Origin of the sequence: Clostridium sp. MF28 (genome assembly GCF_002969175.1) — a bacterium.
Taxonomy (GTDB): Bacteria; Bacillota; Clostridia; order Clostridiales; family Clostridiaceae; genus Clostridium; species Clostridium beijerinckii.
Genome location: NZ_CP014331.1, coordinates 1,660,826 through 1,680,248 on the forward strand (window position 1 = coordinate 1,660,826; position 19,423 = coordinate 1,680,248).

19 protein-coding genes are annotated in these 19,423 nt (G+C 30.0%); 4 read left to right on the forward strand and 15 right to left on the reverse strand.

All coding sequences use genetic code 11. The features are described from left to right. Positions 1-80 precede the first annotated feature (80 nt). The 13 genes from AXY43_RS07430 to AXY43_RS07485 all read right to left on the reverse strand — a co-directional run bounded on the left by AXY43_RS07430 (position 81) and on the right by AXY43_RS07485 (position 13,678). Positions 81-1,406, reverse strand: coding sequence for a TIGR00366 family protein (locus AXY43_RS07430; protein ID WP_017211971.1), 1,326 nt, complete (start codon positions 1,404-1,406; stop codon positions 81-83). Positions 1,407-1,777: 371 nt separating this feature from the next. After that, complete coding sequence (locus AXY43_RS07435; protein WP_065419141.1) at positions 1,778-2,140, reverse strand: hypothetical protein; 363 nt, start codon at positions 2,138-2,140, stop codon at positions 1,778-1,780. A 526-nt stretch (positions 2,141-2,666) separates the two neighbouring features. Then, entirely contained in the window at positions 2,667-2,963 is a 297-nt protein-coding gene (locus AXY43_RS27735; protein ID WP_171786255.1) for a group II intron maturase-specific domain-containing protein, read from the reverse strand. Positions 2,964-3,095: 132 nt separating this feature from the next. Then, a complete protein-coding gene (ltrA, locus tag AXY43_RS07440; RefSeq protein WP_012059836.1) occupies positions 3,096-4,010 on the reverse strand; it encodes a group II intron reverse transcriptase/maturase in 915 nt (304 codons plus the stop codon). 666 nt (positions 4,011-4,676) lie between these two features. Continuing rightward, on the reverse strand, positions 4,677-5,522 hold the full coding sequence (locus AXY43_RS07445) for a methyl-accepting chemotaxis protein (protein ID WP_023975638.1): 846 nt from the start codon (positions 5,520-5,522) through the stop codon (positions 4,677-4,679). 411 nt (positions 5,523-5,933) lie between these two features. Further along, positions 5,934-6,482, reverse strand: a complete 549-nt coding sequence (locus AXY43_RS07450; RefSeq protein WP_105411310.1) for a GNAT family N-acetyltransferase — start codon at positions 6,480-6,482, stop codon at positions 5,934-5,936. Between the two features lie 330 nt (positions 6,483-6,812). Beyond that, positions 6,813-7,607, reverse strand: coding sequence for an ABC transporter permease subunit (locus AXY43_RS07455; RefSeq protein ID WP_041898819.1), 795 nt, complete (start codon positions 7,605-7,607; stop codon positions 6,813-6,815). Positions 7,608-7,625: 18 nt separating this feature from the next. Then, complete coding sequence (locus AXY43_RS07460; protein WP_105411311.1) at positions 7,626-8,543, reverse strand: ABC transporter ATP-binding protein; 918 nt, start codon at positions 8,541-8,543, stop codon at positions 7,626-7,628. A gap of 4 nt (positions 8,544-8,547) precedes the next feature. Then, the gene (locus tag AXY43_RS07465) at positions 8,548-9,660 is read right to left on the reverse strand and encodes a helix-turn-helix domain-containing protein (RefSeq protein ID WP_105411312.1); all 1,113 of its coding nucleotides are present in this window, start codon (positions 9,658-9,660) and stop codon (positions 8,548-8,550) included. Positions 9,661-10,192: 532 nt separating this feature from the next. After that, on the reverse strand, positions 10,193-10,444 hold the full coding sequence (locus tag AXY43_RS07470; RefSeq protein WP_105411313.1) for a kinase to dihydroxyacetone kinase: 252 nt from the start codon (positions 10,442-10,444) through the stop codon (positions 10,193-10,195). 294 nt (positions 10,445-10,738) lie between these two features. Then, on the reverse strand, positions 10,739-11,317 hold the full coding sequence (locus AXY43_RS07475) for a DJ-1/PfpI family protein (protein WP_105411314.1): 579 nt from the start codon (positions 11,315-11,317) through the stop codon (positions 10,739-10,741). A gap of 250 nt (positions 11,318-11,567) precedes the next feature. After that, on the reverse strand, positions 11,568-11,960 hold the full coding sequence (locus AXY43_RS07480) for a hypothetical protein (RefSeq protein ID WP_105411315.1): 393 nt from the start codon (positions 11,958-11,960) through the stop codon (positions 11,568-11,570). A 1,073-nt stretch (positions 11,961-13,033) separates the two neighbouring features. Continuing rightward, the gene (locus tag AXY43_RS07485; RefSeq protein WP_105411316.1) at positions 13,034-13,678 is read right to left on the reverse strand and encodes a tRNA-uridine aminocarboxypropyltransferase; all 645 of its coding nucleotides are present in this window, start codon (positions 13,676-13,678) and stop codon (positions 13,034-13,036) included. Between the two features lie 567 nt (positions 13,679-14,245). Between AXY43_RS07485 and AXY43_RS07490 the strand changes: the two genes are divergently transcribed. The 4 genes from AXY43_RS07490 to AXY43_RS07505 all read left to right on the forward strand — a co-directional run bounded on the left by AXY43_RS07490 (position 14,246) and on the right by AXY43_RS07505 (position 17,876). Continuing rightward, the gene (locus AXY43_RS07490) at positions 14,246-15,652 is read left to right on the forward strand and encodes an aldehyde dehydrogenase family protein (RefSeq protein ID WP_105411317.1); all 1,407 of its coding nucleotides are present in this window, start codon (positions 14,246-14,248) and stop codon (positions 15,650-15,652) included. Positions 15,653-15,743: 91 nt separating this feature from the next. After that, positions 15,744-16,397: a 3-oxoacid CoA-transferase subunit A gene (locus tag AXY43_RS07495; RefSeq protein ID WP_105411318.1), complete on the forward strand. Its 654-nt coding sequence runs from the start codon at positions 15,744-15,746 to the stop codon at positions 16,395-16,397. Further along, positions 16,398-17,063, forward strand: a complete 666-nt coding sequence (locus AXY43_RS07500; protein ID WP_105411319.1) for a 3-oxoacid CoA-transferase subunit B — start codon at positions 16,398-16,400, stop codon at positions 17,061-17,063. It abuts the gene before it with no gap. A gap of 72 nt (positions 17,064-17,135) precedes the next feature. Next, the gene (locus AXY43_RS07505; protein WP_105411320.1) at positions 17,136-17,876 is read left to right on the forward strand and encodes an acetoacetate decarboxylase; all 741 of its coding nucleotides are present in this window, start codon (positions 17,136-17,138) and stop codon (positions 17,874-17,876) included. A gap of 156 nt (positions 17,877-18,032) precedes the next feature. On the opposite strand, the gene AXY43_RS07510 is transcribed toward AXY43_RS07505, so the two are convergent. Together AXY43_RS07510 and AXY43_RS07515 are read right to left on the reverse strand one after the other, a co-directional pair. Next, on the reverse strand, positions 18,033-18,680 hold the full coding sequence (locus AXY43_RS07510) for a DUF975 family protein (RefSeq protein WP_105411321.1): 648 nt from the start codon (positions 18,678-18,680) through the stop codon (positions 18,033-18,035). A 242-nt stretch (positions 18,681-18,922) separates the two neighbouring features. Then, positions 18,923-19,378, reverse strand: a complete 456-nt coding sequence (locus tag AXY43_RS07515) for a GNAT family N-acetyltransferase (protein ID WP_105411322.1) — start codon at positions 19,376-19,378, stop codon at positions 18,923-18,925. Positions 19,379-19,423 lie beyond the last annotated feature (45 nt).

Consider the following 19,423-nt stretch of genomic DNA (forward strand, 5'->3'; position numbering starts at 1 on the left):
TAAAAATACGTATAAAATCCGCAAGTATCAAATAAGTTATAAGGGCTAGATTTAAACGTACTTTTTACTTTTTTCAGTTGTTAAAATAAAGCTAATCCAACACCAAATATTAAAGCACCTACAATTAAGGTTGTTACACAAAATCCCATAATATCACGAACTTTAAGACCTGCTATAGCTAAAGCTGGTAGTGCCCAGAATGGTTGCGCCATATTCATCCAAGCTTCACCATATGCAATTGCCATAGCTGCTTTCCCCATATCTGCACCAAGTGCTTGCGCAGCTGGCATTATGAATGGTCCTTGTACAACCCAATGTCCACCACCAGATGGAACAAAGAAGTTAATTATTCCTGAACTTAAAAACGCAAAAATTGGGAATGTATGAGTATTTGATATACTAACAAAGCCACTTGTAATCATTCCACCTAATCCTGACAAATCCATCATGCCTTGTATACCAGCATAGAAAGGAAATTGTACCATTATACCAGCTGTTCCTTTTGCTCCATCAACTATAGCCTGCATATAAGATACAGGACTACCATGAAGAATGATACCTGCAAAAAACATAATCATATTTACAGCGTTTACATCCATAGAACCACCATTCATGAAGTAATAAACCATATAGCAAACCCCAAGAATACCAATTAGCCATGCAATAATTCTACTGTTTTCAACGCGTACTGCAAATGTTTTTTCAGTTATAGTATCAGTACTAGTCTCATTTGCTGCCTCTGCTGCTAATAATGCTGGGTCAATCTCCACAACATCCTCATCTTTAGGCATCATCATTCTTGTCATTAAAGGTAATATTATTATTAAAGCAACAGTTATAAAGATATTAAACGGAGCAAAAATAGTATCACCTAGCGGAATTAATCCGATTGTCGCTTCCATTGGATTCCCTTTAGTTGCTGCCAGAAGTGGAATTGAACCAGATAAGCCTCCATGCCAAGTCATAAAACCAATATAGGCACACGCGATCAATAAACGATAATCTGTATGTCGCACCTTTTTGGCAACTTCTTTTGCAAGTAAAGCACCAACAATTAGACCAAATCCCCAATTAATAATATTAGCAACCGCTGCAACAAATGTAACAAGCATAATAGCTTGAGCTGGTGTTTTAGGCACTCCTGCAATCTTTTGCAGAATACGTTTAACAGGCGGAGAACTAGCCAATGCATTACCAGTGACTAAAATTAACGCCATTTGCATACCAAATGCTAGAAGATTCCAAAAGCTCTTCCCCCAAAATCCTATCATATCAATTGGAGTATGGCCAGTAAATATAATACCTGAAATAAACATAATCAATGTTAAAATCATTGCAAAAACAAGTGGGTCTGGAAGAAATTTTTGAACAATAGCTGTAAAAAATTTAGATAATCCTTTTATCATTTTTTTGCCTCCCTATGTTTAATATTTAACAAACAAGCTTGCTTTGTTACTACACCTTATTTAATAAGCAAAACATATGCCAAATTCATATTTCTAAGAATTAAAAATAACTTTTTAAAAATTAATGTCGTTAAAAAACAAATTTTGCCTTATTAAGACACTTTGACGATTTTATGTTAAGAAAAATTTTTCAAAAATTAAAACATAAAAAAGCGAAAAGTTCACACTTATATTTATTTGCAAAAATAAGTGTGAACTTTTTATACAATATATGTGCAAAACTATGCGCACTTTCTATTTAATGTTTATTCTTCAAAAATACTTAATTACTACTGGTCAGGAATAAATTCTTGATCAGTAGCGCATTTATTTTAATCTTTAGTATCCTTGCGAATTAGATATTTTTCTATCTTTCTCATAAATCTACTTCTTATCAAATAAAAATAGGCAAAGTAAATTACAATATAGATATACATTGAAATCTGGTATTTGTACTTATCAGCATAAAGTGAAATTAAAACTCCTGCATAGAGTATAATAGCTGAATATAAATTTAATTTTCCTAAATTACTTAAATACTCATTAACATTTGTAATTTCATATATCTTTTTTGTCTTTGATAATTTTTTATTAATTATGGCTTCTGGTTTTTTCAATATGTAAAATACCCCATTAAGAGCATATATCAAAAATATTATTGAACATATAGCTAAAGTAAATATATAAAAATCCATGACTATCTCCTTCCATATACATATTGTAATTAATTTTCTACATTCTATGTTTAATTGAGCATTTGACTTGCTAGAGGTCAAGTGCAAATTTATTATTTCAGCGTATATACAGATAAGCAACTTAGGAATTTTATTTATTAGATGAACATATTTACAAGGTTTCTAAAACTTTAAGTTCGTATCTTCACTAGAAATCATAAATATATTTGTGTAGAAAACATTTGAAAATGAGCTGTTAAAGGTTCTTAGCTGTAGGTTGTTCCATTTTAGCTTGTGAAGTGAGAGTCCAAAATTTTATTTTGGGTTCTCGAACTTCCTCAGTGAATGTAATGAGTCGAGCTTCCCTAGGAAAGTTGGAGCATGATAAAGTGGATACAACCTGCTGCTTAGAACCTTCAGCGATATTTTCATAGCTTTTCGGAATCAAAATATTTATGATTTGGTAAGTAGACTAGGGAATCACTTCCCTAACCCCTCTCAGAACCGTACGTGCGGATTTCCCGCATACGGCTCCCCACATTATAATTCACAGTATATATGATATATCTTCTTTTAAGTTGAAAATATTAACATATATTTTAGCTTTAGGTATTTTGAAGCACTCAAACATAGTGTCAAAACTTCTCCAGTTATAACTTCTTTTCTGACTTCTTTTGTTTAGCCATTTAAAAGTTAGTTTTCTTACTAAATATCTGAAAGTTGCGAGACTTAAACTGTTGTCAGTGATTCCGTAATACCTATAATATCCTATTAGTCTCTGTGTCAGTTTCTCCATTAATAATGTGAGCGGCACTGTTCTATTATTCTTTAACCATTCATTCAATCTCTTTATGCTAGCTCCAAATTTCTTTGAGCTAGTCTTCCTCTTAACTCTAAAACTTCCATTCTTTCTGCAACTGCAGAAGTGTGTAAATCCTAGAAAATCAAAAGTTCTATCTTTATATGATTCTAACTTTCATGCTCTCTTGAATTTTCTATCATAGTAGGCATTCTTACCGAAATATAATATTTTAGTTTTATCTTCAGCTACCTGCAAGTTAAATTTGTCTAATCTGTTTTTCAATGCTTCATAGAAAGCTTTCGCTTCGTCTTCATACTGAAAACAGCAAACAAAATCATCCGCATAGCGTACTATGTACGCCTGTCCTTTACACTTCTTTTTGATAAAGTTATTAAACCATATATCTAAAACATAATGTAAATAAATGTTTGCTAATGTTGGAGATATTATTCCCCCTTGTGGAGTTCCTTCATATACTTTATAAAACTTTCCGTTTTCCATTATTCCAGTTTTCAAAAATCTACCTATATATCTAAGTAAGTTCTTGTCTGCAATCCTGTGTTCAAGAAATTTCATCAACCACTTGTGGTCAACATTATCAAAGAATCCTTTAATATCAGCATCTACAACATAATTCACATTCTTTTCAGATAAATATACATTTAAGATTTTAAGAGCATCATGACAACTTCTATTTTGTCTAAACCCAAAAGAACTATCAATGAAATCTTGTTCATATATTGATTTTAATATTTTATTAATGGCTAATTGTACAACTTTGTCTTCATATGCCGGTATACCTAGAGGTCTTTTCTTGTTTGAACCAGACTTATCTATGTATACTCTCCTTACAGGCTGCGGTCTATATTTAAAAGTCTTCATTCTAATTAGTAGATTATCAATATTATTCTCTAAGTTAGTTTCATATTCTTCCTTTGTTACCTTATCCACTCCTGTAGCCTTATTTCCGCTCAGTTCATAATGGCATAAAATTAGCATTTCCTTGTTAACTAAATGCATTAGTGATGTAAATTTCTCTTTAGGATTATTTCCAGCTATTTCTGCTATCCTCTCAAGTTTTGTGTACATTTTTTTTTCCTCCTCTGTGTGAGAATTTCTGTTTCTCTTTTCAAGGTCTATAATATGTTACACCCTTCCCTCCATGGTCATTACTCATTTCTTCAGTACTATGGTGTAATCCGACTACTCATTATCATTTGAATACCTCTGATTTCTAATCATTGTTTTCCATACTCTGAAGTCAGAGAATAATGAGTCCTCCCAAGTTGACGTACTATATCAATGTATACCATGCTACACCTTAAAACCACGAGAAAGCACAGATATTCTTGCAATAATGATTATCTATGTTCTGACTTCTAATTTACCGATATTATCGTCCTTTCTGACTTTGTGATAATTTCGTGGCTAGTAGTTTCAGCATTCGCTTGCGGCCTGGTACCTTGTTTGTCTACACTTAACTTATTACATCGCCATAATAAGCCCAAGACTAACTAATGACTGGTTGCTGGCCTTTGTCATGCAGGATTCCCACCTGCTATATAGTAATAATGAGGAAGGTTAGCCCTCATTATCTTTTACGCCCTTGCTTGGCGTACCGGTAAGTTATCACATAAATGCAGTTTTAAATTTAGGTATCTATATATTATAAAATTCCTAAATAAAAAATATCGCAAATTCATATGAATACCGCGATATTTTAATATCTATATTATTTATTATTGTTGCTTAAAATTATGCAAATCTTTCAATAAATTCATTTAATCTTTTTAAATTAGCATTTATACTTTCAATAGTAGCACTTATTTCTTCAATGGCTGCTGCTTGTTCTTCACTTTCTGATGCTGATTCATTTACAGCTCCAATTATAGTATTTATTGACTGATTCATATTAATAACAATATCATTTATTGTTCTAGTTGATTCCTTACTTTGGCTTGCAAGCTTTCTTATTTCAGTTGATACAACATTAAATCCTTTTCCATGCTCACCAGCTCTTGCAGATTCAATAGCTGCATTTAATCCTAGTAAATTTGTTTGATCAGCTATACTTTTAATAATTTCTATAGCGTCTGATGTTTTCTTTGAAGTCTCCATAACATCTTGAGCCTGCTTTAGAGTCTTTTGTCCAGTTAGAGCAAAATTTGAGGCCGAATTAGCTAATTCACTAACACTTGTAGAAACTTGATCTAATGATTCTGATATTTCTGAAACACTATTTACCAATCTAGTAGTATCATCTAAATCAATTCCATCACTAATTGTTCCAATAATCTTCCCTTTTGAATTTCTAATAGGTATTGATATAACTTTTATTTCTTTGCCAGATACATTTGTATCACCTTTTTCAAGTCTTCCACTTCTTAAAGAATCTTTTATAACATCTAATGGTTCAGAGCCAGCTCTAAGCTGCAACTGAAATTCCTTAGGATCTTCATATTCGATATATTTTTCAGTATCTGTTAATCCAAATGCTGTATCATCTCTTGATAGATCGTTAAGATATGGCAAAACAATAGAAAATGCCTTTAAAATTTCCTCGTCCGTTAAATTTTCAGTTAAATGTTCTTTATATCCCATGATAATCCTCCTCAAATATTTATATTAACCTATGTTATCTTCTTATAATATTATCATTCTACATAAGTAGCCAAATTCCTTTATTTTTTTGCAAATATTAACTTATTAATATTAATATAATTAAACAATAAACTATAAATAATATCACTTTAATCTCAAATAAATCTCTAAGTTATCTTTGTAATTTGAATGTAAATAAATTATAGAATTCATCTTCTATTTAGTTTGTTAGTAAAGCTTATAATATTTTTCTATTAACCCCAGATTCTGTAACATTACACCACTGTGCCTAGCAGAATTTTATATAAACAAAAACTACAATTTCATTTTTTTATTATATAACTTAAAATACTCACACAACAAAAATAACGCTTTATTAAGAATAAGCGAATAATATTAAATCTTGAATACCTATAAATTTTTCATCATTAAATATTCTGTGTAATATGATCCATCTTTTAATTTAAAAGAGTTGCTTCTTGTCCCATACTTTTTAAAACCAAATTCTTCATATAAGTTTATTGCCTTATAGTTATCACATGCTACCTCTAATTCAACTTGTTCAAATCCTACTTTTTTTGCATATTTTAAGATTTCAGTTAACAAAGCTTTTCCAACCCCAAGATTCCAAGCTTCTTTAATAACTGCTATTCCAAAATTTGCTCTGTGTGAAACTTTAATCATATTTCCAATAATACATATACTTGAATTTCCAACAAGTTTATCATCAATAAATGCTGAAATCATTACATCCTTATTACTTTTATTAATGTCATTGATGAATTTTTCTTCATCTTCTATAGTCATAGTAATTTCTTCTGGATACCTAAGCATATAGTCTGTTTCTGATGATGCCTTTCTTAAGTAATCAATTAATTTTTCTGCATCCTTTACATCAGGACTTCTTAATATGCATTCTTCTCCATTTTTCAATTTTACTTTTTTGTCTTCAAATATCATAATTAACAACTCCACTCATTATAACATAAGTCTGTCCAAATTTTATATAACATTTTGAAACCTTACCATATTATAACACACATTTAAAACATCATATTAATTTACAAGAAAATCTCCTTCTCAGATTATGTACTTCTTATACTTTCAATAGTTATTCATAGATTTCACTCCAATATAAATTCCTATAGAATAAAATAATGGTGAAGAAGTACTGCAAGAAATTTGTTTAAAAACAGATTTTATCGCAGTACTTTTTCACCAAGGTATCACTCTATTAAATTTTAAATAAATACTTTCATTATTGAATCTAATCTTATAAATTTTCTTATTTTAGATTAACTTTTCTGGAATGAACTTTGAGGAAATTCTCTTTATTAGAAAATAATCAAGTATTAATAGAACTCCTCCTGCTACAATCATTATAAAATTGCTAAGTAATAGTACTCCTGTCATCTGACCAATTAATACAAGAATAACTGGAATTACAAGAAGCCCGCTTATTTGTTGTGCTTCTTGGAAAGTTTCCGACTTTGCTGACACCATAACTGTAAGTATCAACGATAGCAAGTTAATTGCAGGTGAAAGCCAAAGTATAATTATCAGCCATTTTATATCTGGAAAGATAAGTTCTCCAAAGTATATAAATCCACCTATATTAAATATTATTCCAATTGCTATAAATGAGATCAAAGTCACAATATACGATGGAATAAATACACCTAGAATTTTAGCTCTAAGTAATTGCTCCATTGATGTTGGAGTATAAAGCAAGGACTCTAGAGTTTTATGTTCCTTTTCTCCTACAAAACTACTAGCCCCAATAACTGCTGAACACATTATAGGTATTATAAGAAAATATGATGGAAACATGAAGTTTATAGCCACTTTTACTAGCAATTGAGCTGGAGTGTACGTTGTATATTCATAAGGTAATTTCCTTATAAGAGGAGCCATTTTTGTAATAGTGCTTGAGTCACTTCCAATAAAATTTGCGCCTATGAGTATTCCAAGAGGCACTATTATTGTCAAGATAATTGGAACAATAGTCATAGGAAGAATTACTCGTTTTGAACTTACTAACTCATTTATATCTTTATATATAAGTGCTTTTTCATTACTCTTCATATTCTAATCACTCCTGATTTATAAAGACACATCATCAGATGTACCTTTTATATATTTGAAATACAGTTGTTCCAAAGACCATTTCTGCTGCATTGCCTCATAAATTTCTCCATCATCTTTCATTATGCTTTGTATTAGAGTATTTACCTCTTGGTCTCCTGAAATAGGTTTGCTATATATATCATTACCTTCATATACAAATCCAAATTTATCAGAAATATTTTTCCCTCTAATTTTTAGTTGAAGTTTTGCATTTTTCTTTGATGCAAGCTCATCAAAGGTGCCTACCCCAAGGATATTTCCATTGTCTATAAAACCATACTGAGTACATATATCTTCAGCATATTTTAATTGATGGGTACAAAGAAATATTGTAACTTCGTTTTCTTCTGCAAGTTCCTTTACAAGCTTTGTAACATTTAATGCGTTTTCTGGGTCTAAACCAGATGTTGGTTCATCAAGAAATAAAATTTTGGGATTATGAACTAATGCTATAGCTAATGAAACTCTCTTTCTCATTCCTGTACTGAAAGATTTCACCTTCTTATCTTTCACCTCTAGCAGCTCTAACCTTTTTAATATAGAATCAGTACGTTCATTAAGTAAATTTTCTTCAACTCTGTGCATTTTTCCAAAGAACATTAAGTTTTGTTTTGCAGTGAGATTCTCATAACAGCTTGAGCTTTCAGTCATAACTCCACATAATTTATGAATTTCAATATTATTTTCTAAAACAGGAATCCCTAAAATTTCGCCATGACCAGATGTTGCTGAAAGAATTCCATTTAGAATTCTAACTGTTGTAGTTTTTCCTGAACCGTTAGGTCCAAGAAAGCCAAATATCTCGCCTTTTGGTATACTCAAATTTATATCATTTAAAGCATTAGTCTTTCCATCATAAGACTTGTTTAGATTTTCTATATTTATTGCATTCATCTTATTACTCCAACTTTCTCTTCAGTTTTTTAACAATGAATTCGTACTCTTCCTCTTCTCTTAATGATACAAATGCCGGATTTTCAGTAATTGCAGCAACAAAATTTTTCTTTATTGTTATCTCATCTACAGGAGTGCTCGTTCCAATATAGCTATTATCCTCAAGCCATTTATCAACCTTAGTAAAATATTCATTTCCTTTAAATTTCAATGGAAACTTTATCTTGCAGACAGTATTTACATACTGCTCTAGGGCACATATGGCCTTTTCCTTCTCTTTATGCATTAAATAACCTTGTGCCGCAACAATGTGAATTCCTAAAACATCATTTGTCAAAATCTCATTAAGATTAAAAGACTCAATAATCTTAATACCTTGAGAATAAATTTTTTCAAACAAAACTTGCTCCATAATATTTATTGAAAGATAGTTGTTTAAAAGTCTTAACATGTTTATTACATTATTAAATACTAGTATTTGATTGACCTCATTTGCTTTATCTATTTCTCCCTGCATCTTGTATGCATTAATTAGCATTACATCCTCACCACTATACGGTATTAATTTATTATCCAATAATCGAATAACTTCTTCACTATTTCCTAATAACATTTGTGCCAATGCTTCCATTGTATTTGAACTCTTTATTTCAGAAATATTATCTGATTCTTCTTTTATTCTCTTGCTTAATAATATACATTTCTGAAAAATTTCATTTTTTATATCCTCAGTTTTTGCTAATATAGAATAATTTATTAATAACTGAATCATAGAAATCAAAAAAGGAAAGCAAGAATAGTATTTTTTTATTAGCTTCTCACATTTATTTATTACTTCATCAAATGGCTTTATAGTGAATTCATTTGAAAGTTCCTTATAAATCTTTTTAATATCTTCTTTTGTAAGCTGCGGGGAATATCCTAATAATTCATCAACCGAAATATTAAAGTAAGTCGCAAGCTCAGGAAGAAGTAAAATATCAGGATAACTTAATCCAGATTCCCATTTAGAAACAGATGCTTTAGAAACTCCAATATACTCTGCTAATTGCTCCTGCGTTATACCCTTCTCCTTCCTCTTATAAGCAATACATTCTCCTATATTTAATTTTTTCATATTCCTCACCTCTAATAATATTTTATGTGTTTCTACATTTTCCGTAAATGGATTCCTAGTTGATATTAGTAGAAAAAGTTAACCTACAAGAAACTTAATTATAGATAAACAATATATAACCTAGACTTATGCAATAATCCACCGAAAGTAAAAACATTGTTATTTCACAGGACTATGAAAATTTCGCTGAAAGTGCTAAATTGCAGGTTGCACCACTAATGCTTCTCCCAATTTCATTGTGACAAGCATTAGTTGAACAACCTACGATTAAGAGCTTTTAACAGCTCATTTTCAATGCCTACTGCATAAAAATGTTTCTACTTTCTAGTATGGTATTTATTGTAAATTATAAATCAAATTCTTAAGTTGTTTATCTATACTAACTTTAAACTTCACATTTTTAGATATAAAAATACTCCCATTAAAATAACAGATTTTTATTTTTTATCTGTTTACCTTAAAGGGAGCATATCATCTTCTTTGAATAATACGATTTTTTCAGAATTATATTTAATTTCAATAATTCACTATTTTAGCCTTTGAGTCCATTTGCTTGTCGCTCCATATTCTCTATCACAACATCATATATCTCCCCTAAAGAGGAACAATACTCAAGTACCTGCCACGGAGTATTTGTATGGAAATGAATCTTAATCAATTCCTCATCTCCAACTGCAAGCAGAGAATCTCCCTCAATGTTTTTTGTTATATATTCATTTATTTCATCTTCTGAAAGATTTTTTCCTTCAATTAATAATTGCGTATCAAATTTATATTCAATCATATTTTTTTCTCCTCTTCCTCTTTAAATAAATGATCTTAAAAATATAATAAACTTTAATACAGATATTTCTTATACTCTCCTTAATTTATGATATTACTAAAAATCTTAGTTAGACAAGAACTTATTGCTTTATCTGAGCATACTTTTTAATTATTGCCAATTTTCTTAGTCTAAAATTCATAATCCAAAAAATTAATATGGTAATAAACAGAATAATTGATCTAATTGAGCCTAGCTGAGAAACTTGCGTAAGACATGCTCCAATTATTAAGTCTCTTTTCCAAAATTATTAACTTATAATCCCTTAATTTCTTTTTCAAAATAATCTCTATCTTCTTGGCTTTCAAATAAATTGAACCAATCACATATTTCTATTGCAAATTCAATAAAAGCTGTTCCCTGAGCCGTTACTACATTTTTATCTCTCACTACTCTTTCAGAAATAAAATTTTCTCTTGGAAATGGGTCATTTTCTCCATATATATCAATATGTTTTTGTGTCCATTGATTAATAGGCGTAGTATACTTAACATTATTTAAAATTCCCGACTTTGCTAAAAAAACGGTTCCTGCTCCACATATACCTCCTACTAGTTTCCCCTCTAAATACATTTTATCGATAAGCTCTATTAATTCCGTTCTTACTTCACCATACCATCCTCCAGTAATTATCAAGCCATCTACGTCATAATTTAAGACATCTTTAACTAATTTATCTGGTTTATATAAGAAACCAGAGCGTCCTTTAATCATTTTATCTTCATAGGAGATTGTAATTATTTCTTTACCTGCCTCTGAACTTAATAAATGACTGATAAATGTAACTTCATAGTCTGTCATTTCATCAAAAATAAAAAATAATATTTTCCCCATATAATCACCTTCCCTATGTTCGTATTCATAAACTTTCCTATAATCTTGTTAGTTAGAAGTATGTATTTTAAACCAAGTACTTCTTGCATCAACATAGTATACCACTTTTGTCTCACATAAATTTTTGTGATATATAATCTACATATTAGCTTATGTATTGTCACTTTCAATTTGATTCTTACATTACCATTCCTATCCTAACCTTTGGCTTAGCAGAATTTTAAATATAAATATATTACGTCAATATATATTACGAATTATATTCCTCTTTAAAAAAATATCTCTTGGATGGAAATGCAATTATGAGTCCTAACAGTGATTCTATAATATTTGGAGTATTATATGGATTGCTTGTTTTCATGGCTATAAAAAACATAGATACTGCTAAAAAAAATACATTATAAATTATGATTTCTAAGTATGCCCATTTCTTAAGCTTAAAATATCCATAGGCTATTGTTAATAGAACTATAGCGCTTAATACTCTAAGCGCACCATCTAAAAAATTATACATAGGAATTGGATAAACTCCAATCTTCTCCATAATACTTTTCATAGGTGAAATTGATATTATAATTAAGTCTGCATAAAGCAGACTCATGTCTCCAATAAACATCACTATCATAGGTAGTTTTCTTTTCACGTGCACTCACTCCCCCGTATTCTATAATAATTTACAATAAACTTCCATCGCAAATAAATTATAACATATATTGTAAATGTAGTTTTATTATTCGCATATTTATAGATAACCCAACTAAAACCTGAACTTATGCATATAACTCGCCAAAATGAATAACATACTTTTGTTCCAGTTTCTAGGTAATTATGATGGGTGATTCTAAGGCTATAAAGTTGCACCCAAAGTGCTAGCCTCAAAGAACAAGCTTTGAACTAGCACATTTGGAACAACTTATAGCCAAAGAATCACATCCATCATAATTACCAATGAAACATTCCATATTATAACCCTTGTGGTTACAAAAGTATATTACTCATTTCTAGTTGGGATATATTTCATAATATAAATCTAACTTATAATTGGCTTATCTATATAAGTTCCATATTGATAACAATACATATCTACTGTTTCAATTTCATGAATACCAGTGATATTGAAATTTTATAAGTTTGAATATCATTGTGGAACACTATATATCAAATACAATCTCAAAATTATACAAAAAGATCCCAACTTCACAATATGAATTTGAGATCTTCTATCTTAACTTCTTCAATATTTTTAAGATTGCTTATAATGCGAGTATATCTTCTATAAGTAGCAACTATCAATTATGTACATTTATATGGATAAACAATTTAATAATTCGACTTATTAGATTGATATATTTACAAAGTTGCTAAAACTTTAATGTCATATTTTTACTAGAAATCATAAATATATTTGTAACCACAAGGGTCATAATATGGAGAAAATATTTGAAAATGAGCTGCTAAAGGTTCTTAGCTTTAGGTTGTGAAATGAGAGTCCAAAATTTTATTTTGGTTTCTCGAACTTCCTCAGCGAATGTAATGAGTCGAGCTTCCCTATGAAAGTTGGAGCATGTTAAACTGGATACAACCTGAGGCTTAGAACCTTCAGCGATATTTTCATAGCTTTTCAGAATCAAAATATTTATGATTTCGGTAAGTCATCACCTAAATGTAGTTTTAAAGTTGGATATCTATCTATAGTGAAATGACAACATGAAAACCCTATCTCTTTATATCTTTTAGCTCTACTCCACTAACCCCTGCTTTAAAACTTCTCATAAATAAATCGAAAGTACCTTTAATTAGCTGTGCATTCTCAAACTCAGAATTTAACTTAAGTACTTCAATTGCTGCTTCGATAGTGCAAAGTTCTCCTTCTGAAGCACCTTTTCTTAAAGTATATTCTGATTTATTAATTGGATTTAATGATATTCTTGGAAGCTTCTTTAAGTAATCGCTCTTTCTTAGTATCTTCTCTGCTTCTTTCCATGTGCCATCTAAGATAATAAATGCTGGAATTTTTTCTGAATCTTTGCATTTAGACTTTCTTTCTAGAGGTTCATCATCATCCATAGGGAATAATATATGTATTTCATAATCATCGCTATTAATATATTCAATTAATTTTTCAGGAGTCTTTACTCTCTCCCAAAGAATTAACTCAGTTGATTCTGGATTCACCAATTTCAATAATCTAGCGGTATTTGAAGGCCTACGAAATTCTCTTTCTGTTGATAATATCAATATCTTTGCTTTTGTCTTTATTTTAGGTACAATATCGCAGATACAATTTATTATTGGCACCCCACATTTATTGCAACTTTCATATAACTTAGTAATTTGCTTAACTTTAAATTCAGACTCCATTTTACCTCCATTATTAATTAGTTAGTATGTCATATCTTCTTGCTATTACTAACTGATTATAACATATGCATTCAATATATTCTTGACTGCTTTTCAAAACACTGACAATATGAATTACCAATTAATTTCTGGATTTATGTCAATATTTTATTAATAAAAGGTTGAACTTTTTAAGATGCATGTTTTGCTTATTGATTGCATTTATTAAAATTTATGCATTTAATGTATAATTATAAAGAATATTATCAATAATATTTATTTTATATTACAATATTACAGTCTTTATTCGAAATTTCACTCAAATACTAAACAAGCTCTACCTATAAACAATATATAACAATAATTCCAAAATAATACGATATTTTATCTGTAAAGACTATATAAAAAAAATATCATATAGTCTTGTCATTTGATAACGTTTTGTCTTCCTTATATTTACTTTTTTGGTTTAATAGGTTGATTCTGTAAATTTTAGTGATAACATATATTTGATGACATTAAAAATTTAATATTTCATATAAAATTTTTGATGTCTATTAATTTTTAAATCATAAGGAGGAATAGTTCATGAATAAAGACACACTAATACCTACAACTAAAGATTTAAAAGTAAAAACAAATGATGAAAATATTAATTTAAAGAACTACAAGGATAATTCTTCATGTTTCGGAGTATTCGAAAATGTTGAAAATGCTATAAGCAGCGCTGTACACGCACAAAAGATATTATCCATTCATTATACAAAAGAGCAAAGAGAAAAAATCATAACTGAGATAAGAAAGGCAGCATTACAAAATAAAGAGGCCTTGGCTACAATGATTCTAGAAGAAACACATATGGGACGATATGAGGATAAAATATTAAAACATAAATTGGTAGCTAAATATACTCCTGGCACAGAAGATTTAACTACTACTGCCTGGTCAGGAGATAACGGGCTCACAGTCGTGGAAATGTCTCCATACGGTGTTATAGGTGCAATAACTCCTTCTACGAATCCAACTGAAACTGTAATATGTAATAGCATAGGCATGATAGCTGCTGGAAATGCTGTAGTATTTAACGGACATCCAGGCGCTAAAAAATGTGTTGCTTTTGCTGTTGAAATGATAAATAAAGCAATTATTTCATGTGGCGGTCCTGAAAATCTAGTAACAACTATAAAAAATCCAACTATGGAGTCTCTAGATGCAATTATTAAGCATCCTTCAATAAAACTTCTTTGCGGAACTGGAGGTCCAGGAATGGTAAAAACCCTCTTAAATTCTGGTAAGAAAGCTATAGGTGCTGGTGCTGGAAATCCACCAGTTATTGTAGATGATACTGCTGATATAGAAAAGGCTGGTAGGAGCATCATTGAAGGCTGTTCTTTTGATAATAATTTACCTTGTATTGCAGAAAAAGAAGTATTTGTTTTTGAGAATGTTGCAGATGATTTAATATCTAACATGCTAAAAAATAATGCTGTAATTATAAATGAAGATCAAGTATCAAAATTAATAGATTTAGTATTACAAAAAAATAATGAAACTCAAGAATACTTTATAAACAAAAAATGGGTTGGAAAAGATGCAAAATTATTCTTAGATGAAATAGATGTTGAGTCTCCTTCAAATGTTAAATGCATAATCTGCGAAGTAAATGCAAATCATCCATTTGTCATGACAGAACTCATGATGCCAATATTACCAATTGTAAGAGTTAAAGATATAGATGAAGCTATTAAATATGCAAAGATAGCAGAACAAAATAGAAAACATAGTGCCTATATTTATTCTAAAAATATAGACAACCTAAATAGATTTGAAAGAGAAATTGATACTACTATTTTTGTAAAGAATGCTAAATCTTTTGCTGGTGTTGGTTATGAAGCAGAAGGATTTACAACTTTCACTATTGCTGGATCTACTGGTGAAGGAATAACCTCTGCAAGAAATTTTACAAGACAAAGAAGATGTGTACTTGCCGGCTAACTTCTTGCTAAATTTATACATTTATTCACATAACTTTAATATGCAATGTTCCCACAAAATATTAAAAATTATTTAGAAGGGAGATATTAAAATGAATAAATTAGTAAAATTAACAGATTTAAAGCGCATTTTCAAAGATGGCATGACAATTATGATTGGGGGTTTTTTAGATTGTGGAACTCCTGAAAATATTATAGATATGCTAGTTGATTTAAATATAAAAAATCTGACTATTATAAGCAATGATACAGCTTTTCCTAATAAAGGAATAGGAAAACTTATTGTAAATGGTCAAGTTTCTAAAGTAATTGCTTCACATATTGGAACTAATCCTGAAACTGGAAAAAAAATGAGCTCTGGTGAACTTAAAGTTGAGCTTTCCCCACAAGGAACACTGATTGAAAGAATTCGTGCAGCTGGATCTGGACTCGGAGGTGTATTAACTCCAACTGGACTTGGGACTATCGTTGAAGAAGGTAAGAAAAAAGTTACTATCGATGGCAAAGAATATCTATTAGAACTTCCTTTATCTGCTGATGTTTCATTAATAAAAGGTAGCGTTGTAGATGAATTTGGAAATACCTTCTATAGAGCTGCTACTAAAAATTTCAATCCATATATGGCAATGGCTGCAAAAACAGTTATAGTTGAAGCAGAAAATTTAGTTAAATGTGAAGATTTAAAAAGAGATGCCATAATGACTCCTGGCGTATTAGTAGATTATATCGTTAAGGAGGCGGCTTAATTGATTGTAGATAAAGTTTTAGCAAAAGAGATAATTGCAAAAAGAGTTGCAAAAGAACTAAAAAAAGGCCAACTCGTAAACCTTGGAATAGGACTTCCAACTTTAGTAGCAAATTATGTTCCAAAAGAAATGAACATTACTTTTGAATCAGAAAATGGCATGGTTGGTATGGCACAAATGGCATCATCAGGTGAAAATGACCCAGATATAATAAATGCTGGTGGGGAATATGTAACATTATTACCTCAAGGTTCATTTTTTGATAGTTCAATGTCTTTCGCACTAATACGAGGAGGACATATTGATGTTGCTGTTCTTGGTGCTCTAGAAGTTGATGAAAAAGGTAATTTAGCTAACTGGATTGTTCCAAATAAAATTGTCCCAGGTATGGGTGGCGCTATGGATTTAGCAATAGGCGCAAAAAAAATAATAGTGGCGATGCAACATACAGGAAAAAGTAAACCTAAAATCGTTAAAAAATGTACTCTCCCACTTACTGCTAAAGCTCAGGTGGATTTAATTGTCACAGAACTTTGTGTAATTGATGTAACAAATGACGGCTTACTTTTAAAAGAAATTCATAAAGATACAACTATTGATGAAATAAAATTTTTAACAGATGCAGATTTAATTATTCCAAATAACTTAAAGATTATGGATATATGAATCATTCTATTTTAAATATATAACTTTAAAAATATTATGTATTACAATCTGAGAAAAGAGGTTGATTATTTTATGTTAGAAAGTGAAGTATCTAAACAAATTACAACTCCACTTGCTGCTCCAGCGTTTCCTAGAGGACCATATAGATTTCACAATAGAGAATATCTAAACATTATTTATCGAACTGATTTAGATGCTCTTCGAAAAATAGTACCAGAGCCACTTGAATTAGATGGAGCATATGTTAGATTTGAGATGATGGCCATGCCTGATACAACCGGACTAGGCTCATATACAGAATGTGGTCAAGCCATTCCAGTAAAATATAATGGGGTTAAAGGTGACTACTTGCATATGATGTACCTAGATAATGAACCTGCTATTGCTGTTGGCAGAGAAAGCAGTGCTTATCCAAAAAAGTTTGGCTATCCAAAGCTTTTTGTTGATTCAGACACTTTAGTTGGCACCCTTAAGTATGGTACATTACCAGTAGCTACTGCAACAATGGGATATAAGCACGAGCCTCTAGATCTTAAAGAAGCCTACGCTCAAATTGCAAGACCCAATTTTATGCTAAAAATCATTCAAGGTTATGATGGTAAGCCAAGAATTTGTGAACTCATATGTGCAGAAAATACTGATATAACTATTCATGGCGCTTGGACTGGAAGTGCACGTCTACAATTATTTAGCCATGCACTAGCTCCTCTTGCTGATTTACCTGTATTAGAGATTGTATCAGCATCTCATATCCTCACAGATTTAACTCTTGGAACACCTAAGATTGTACATGACTATCTTTCCAAAAGTTAAAAAATGATAGCAAAATTGAAACCCATATTCTAATCTCATAAATCATTAAAATAATATATAAATAAAAACGGCAGCATCTGTAAAAGTACTGCCGTTTTTGCTTATATCTTATTTACCTAGACATTAATAATTGAAAAAAACTAGAACAATTTAAAATTACTCTCTCTGCCCTTCTTGAAGTAACTTAGTATATAAAGATCCAAAAGATACATTGACATACACATTTACAAAAATCATTCCAAAAGACATAAATACATCAAAATATTCGGGATGCCAATATTTTATAGCTACTGATGGAGCTATTACTAATAAGCTCCATCCTATAAAACTTATATATAACCAAAATATTTCTGAAATGTGTCCATCTGTCATTTTAATACTTCTATCAATTGCTTCTTGAATGCTTATATTAGGATTTTCAGCCCATATATAGTATGTCATAGAATATTTTGCAGCTGCTATTATACCAGGGATTATTAATAATAATGACCATAATAGTGTAAGAATATTTACTGCTAGCGTAATTCCTAATGCTTTAGTGAATTTCTTTGTGCCAGTAAATATATCTGAAAAATTAACTTGTTCTCCTCTAACTATGTTTAATATTATACTAAAATATCCAAATGTAAATAATGCACCAAATATAATTTCTAATATCAAATTCCATATAACACTAAAATCTTGAAATAAGCCTCCTATAATACCTGCACCACTGTACACTAGCGTACTTAATATTCCAATCTTCCAATTACCTTTCAAACTGTATCTTGCACTTTTTCTTATTTCTTTACTCTCAATATCCATATATCTCCCTCTAAACTTCTCTCAAATTAATAATAAACTAGACCTTTTATCAATCTCCATAAAATATTTTTCTACTAACTTGCTATTGATTGAGTTCAAATTTAATTATTTCTAGTGCTACTAATACTAGTACATATTCTGAAATTTTGTCTAAAATATCATATTCCTAATTTCACGCAATGTGATATATAAATTTCAATCTAATTATACTTTTGTAAATACAAGACTGTAAGTTTTTAGAATTATGTCCTTTTTAAAATGTAATTTCCAATCTTAAAACCATAGTTACTGTAGAAAGGTAAAGCTTCATCATTTGCATATACCACATTAATTTCAATATCTGTTATGGAGTTAGATTCAAACCAACTTAAAGCATTTTTCATAAGCTTGTCTCCTAGCTTAAGCTTTCGATACTTTTTCTCAACAAATATAGATTCTATTTCTCCCAAATTATTTTCAATTGAGCGTAAACAATATCCTACATAATTTCCCGTTTCATTGTCTAGAAGCATATCTAACTTAACAACACCGTTTTTAGCCTTTTTGCAAATAGATTCTATTCTTTTGTCAAAAGTAAATCTGTCATATTTATCCTTAAAGTGCACAGATTTATTATAGTGAATAGAATTAAGTTGTTCCCATAATGGTTTCATTAACTCAATTTCCTTTATTCCCTTTTCAACAATAGAAATATTCATAAACCCTCCCACTACTCAATTAATATTTAATACAAACTAGCTTGC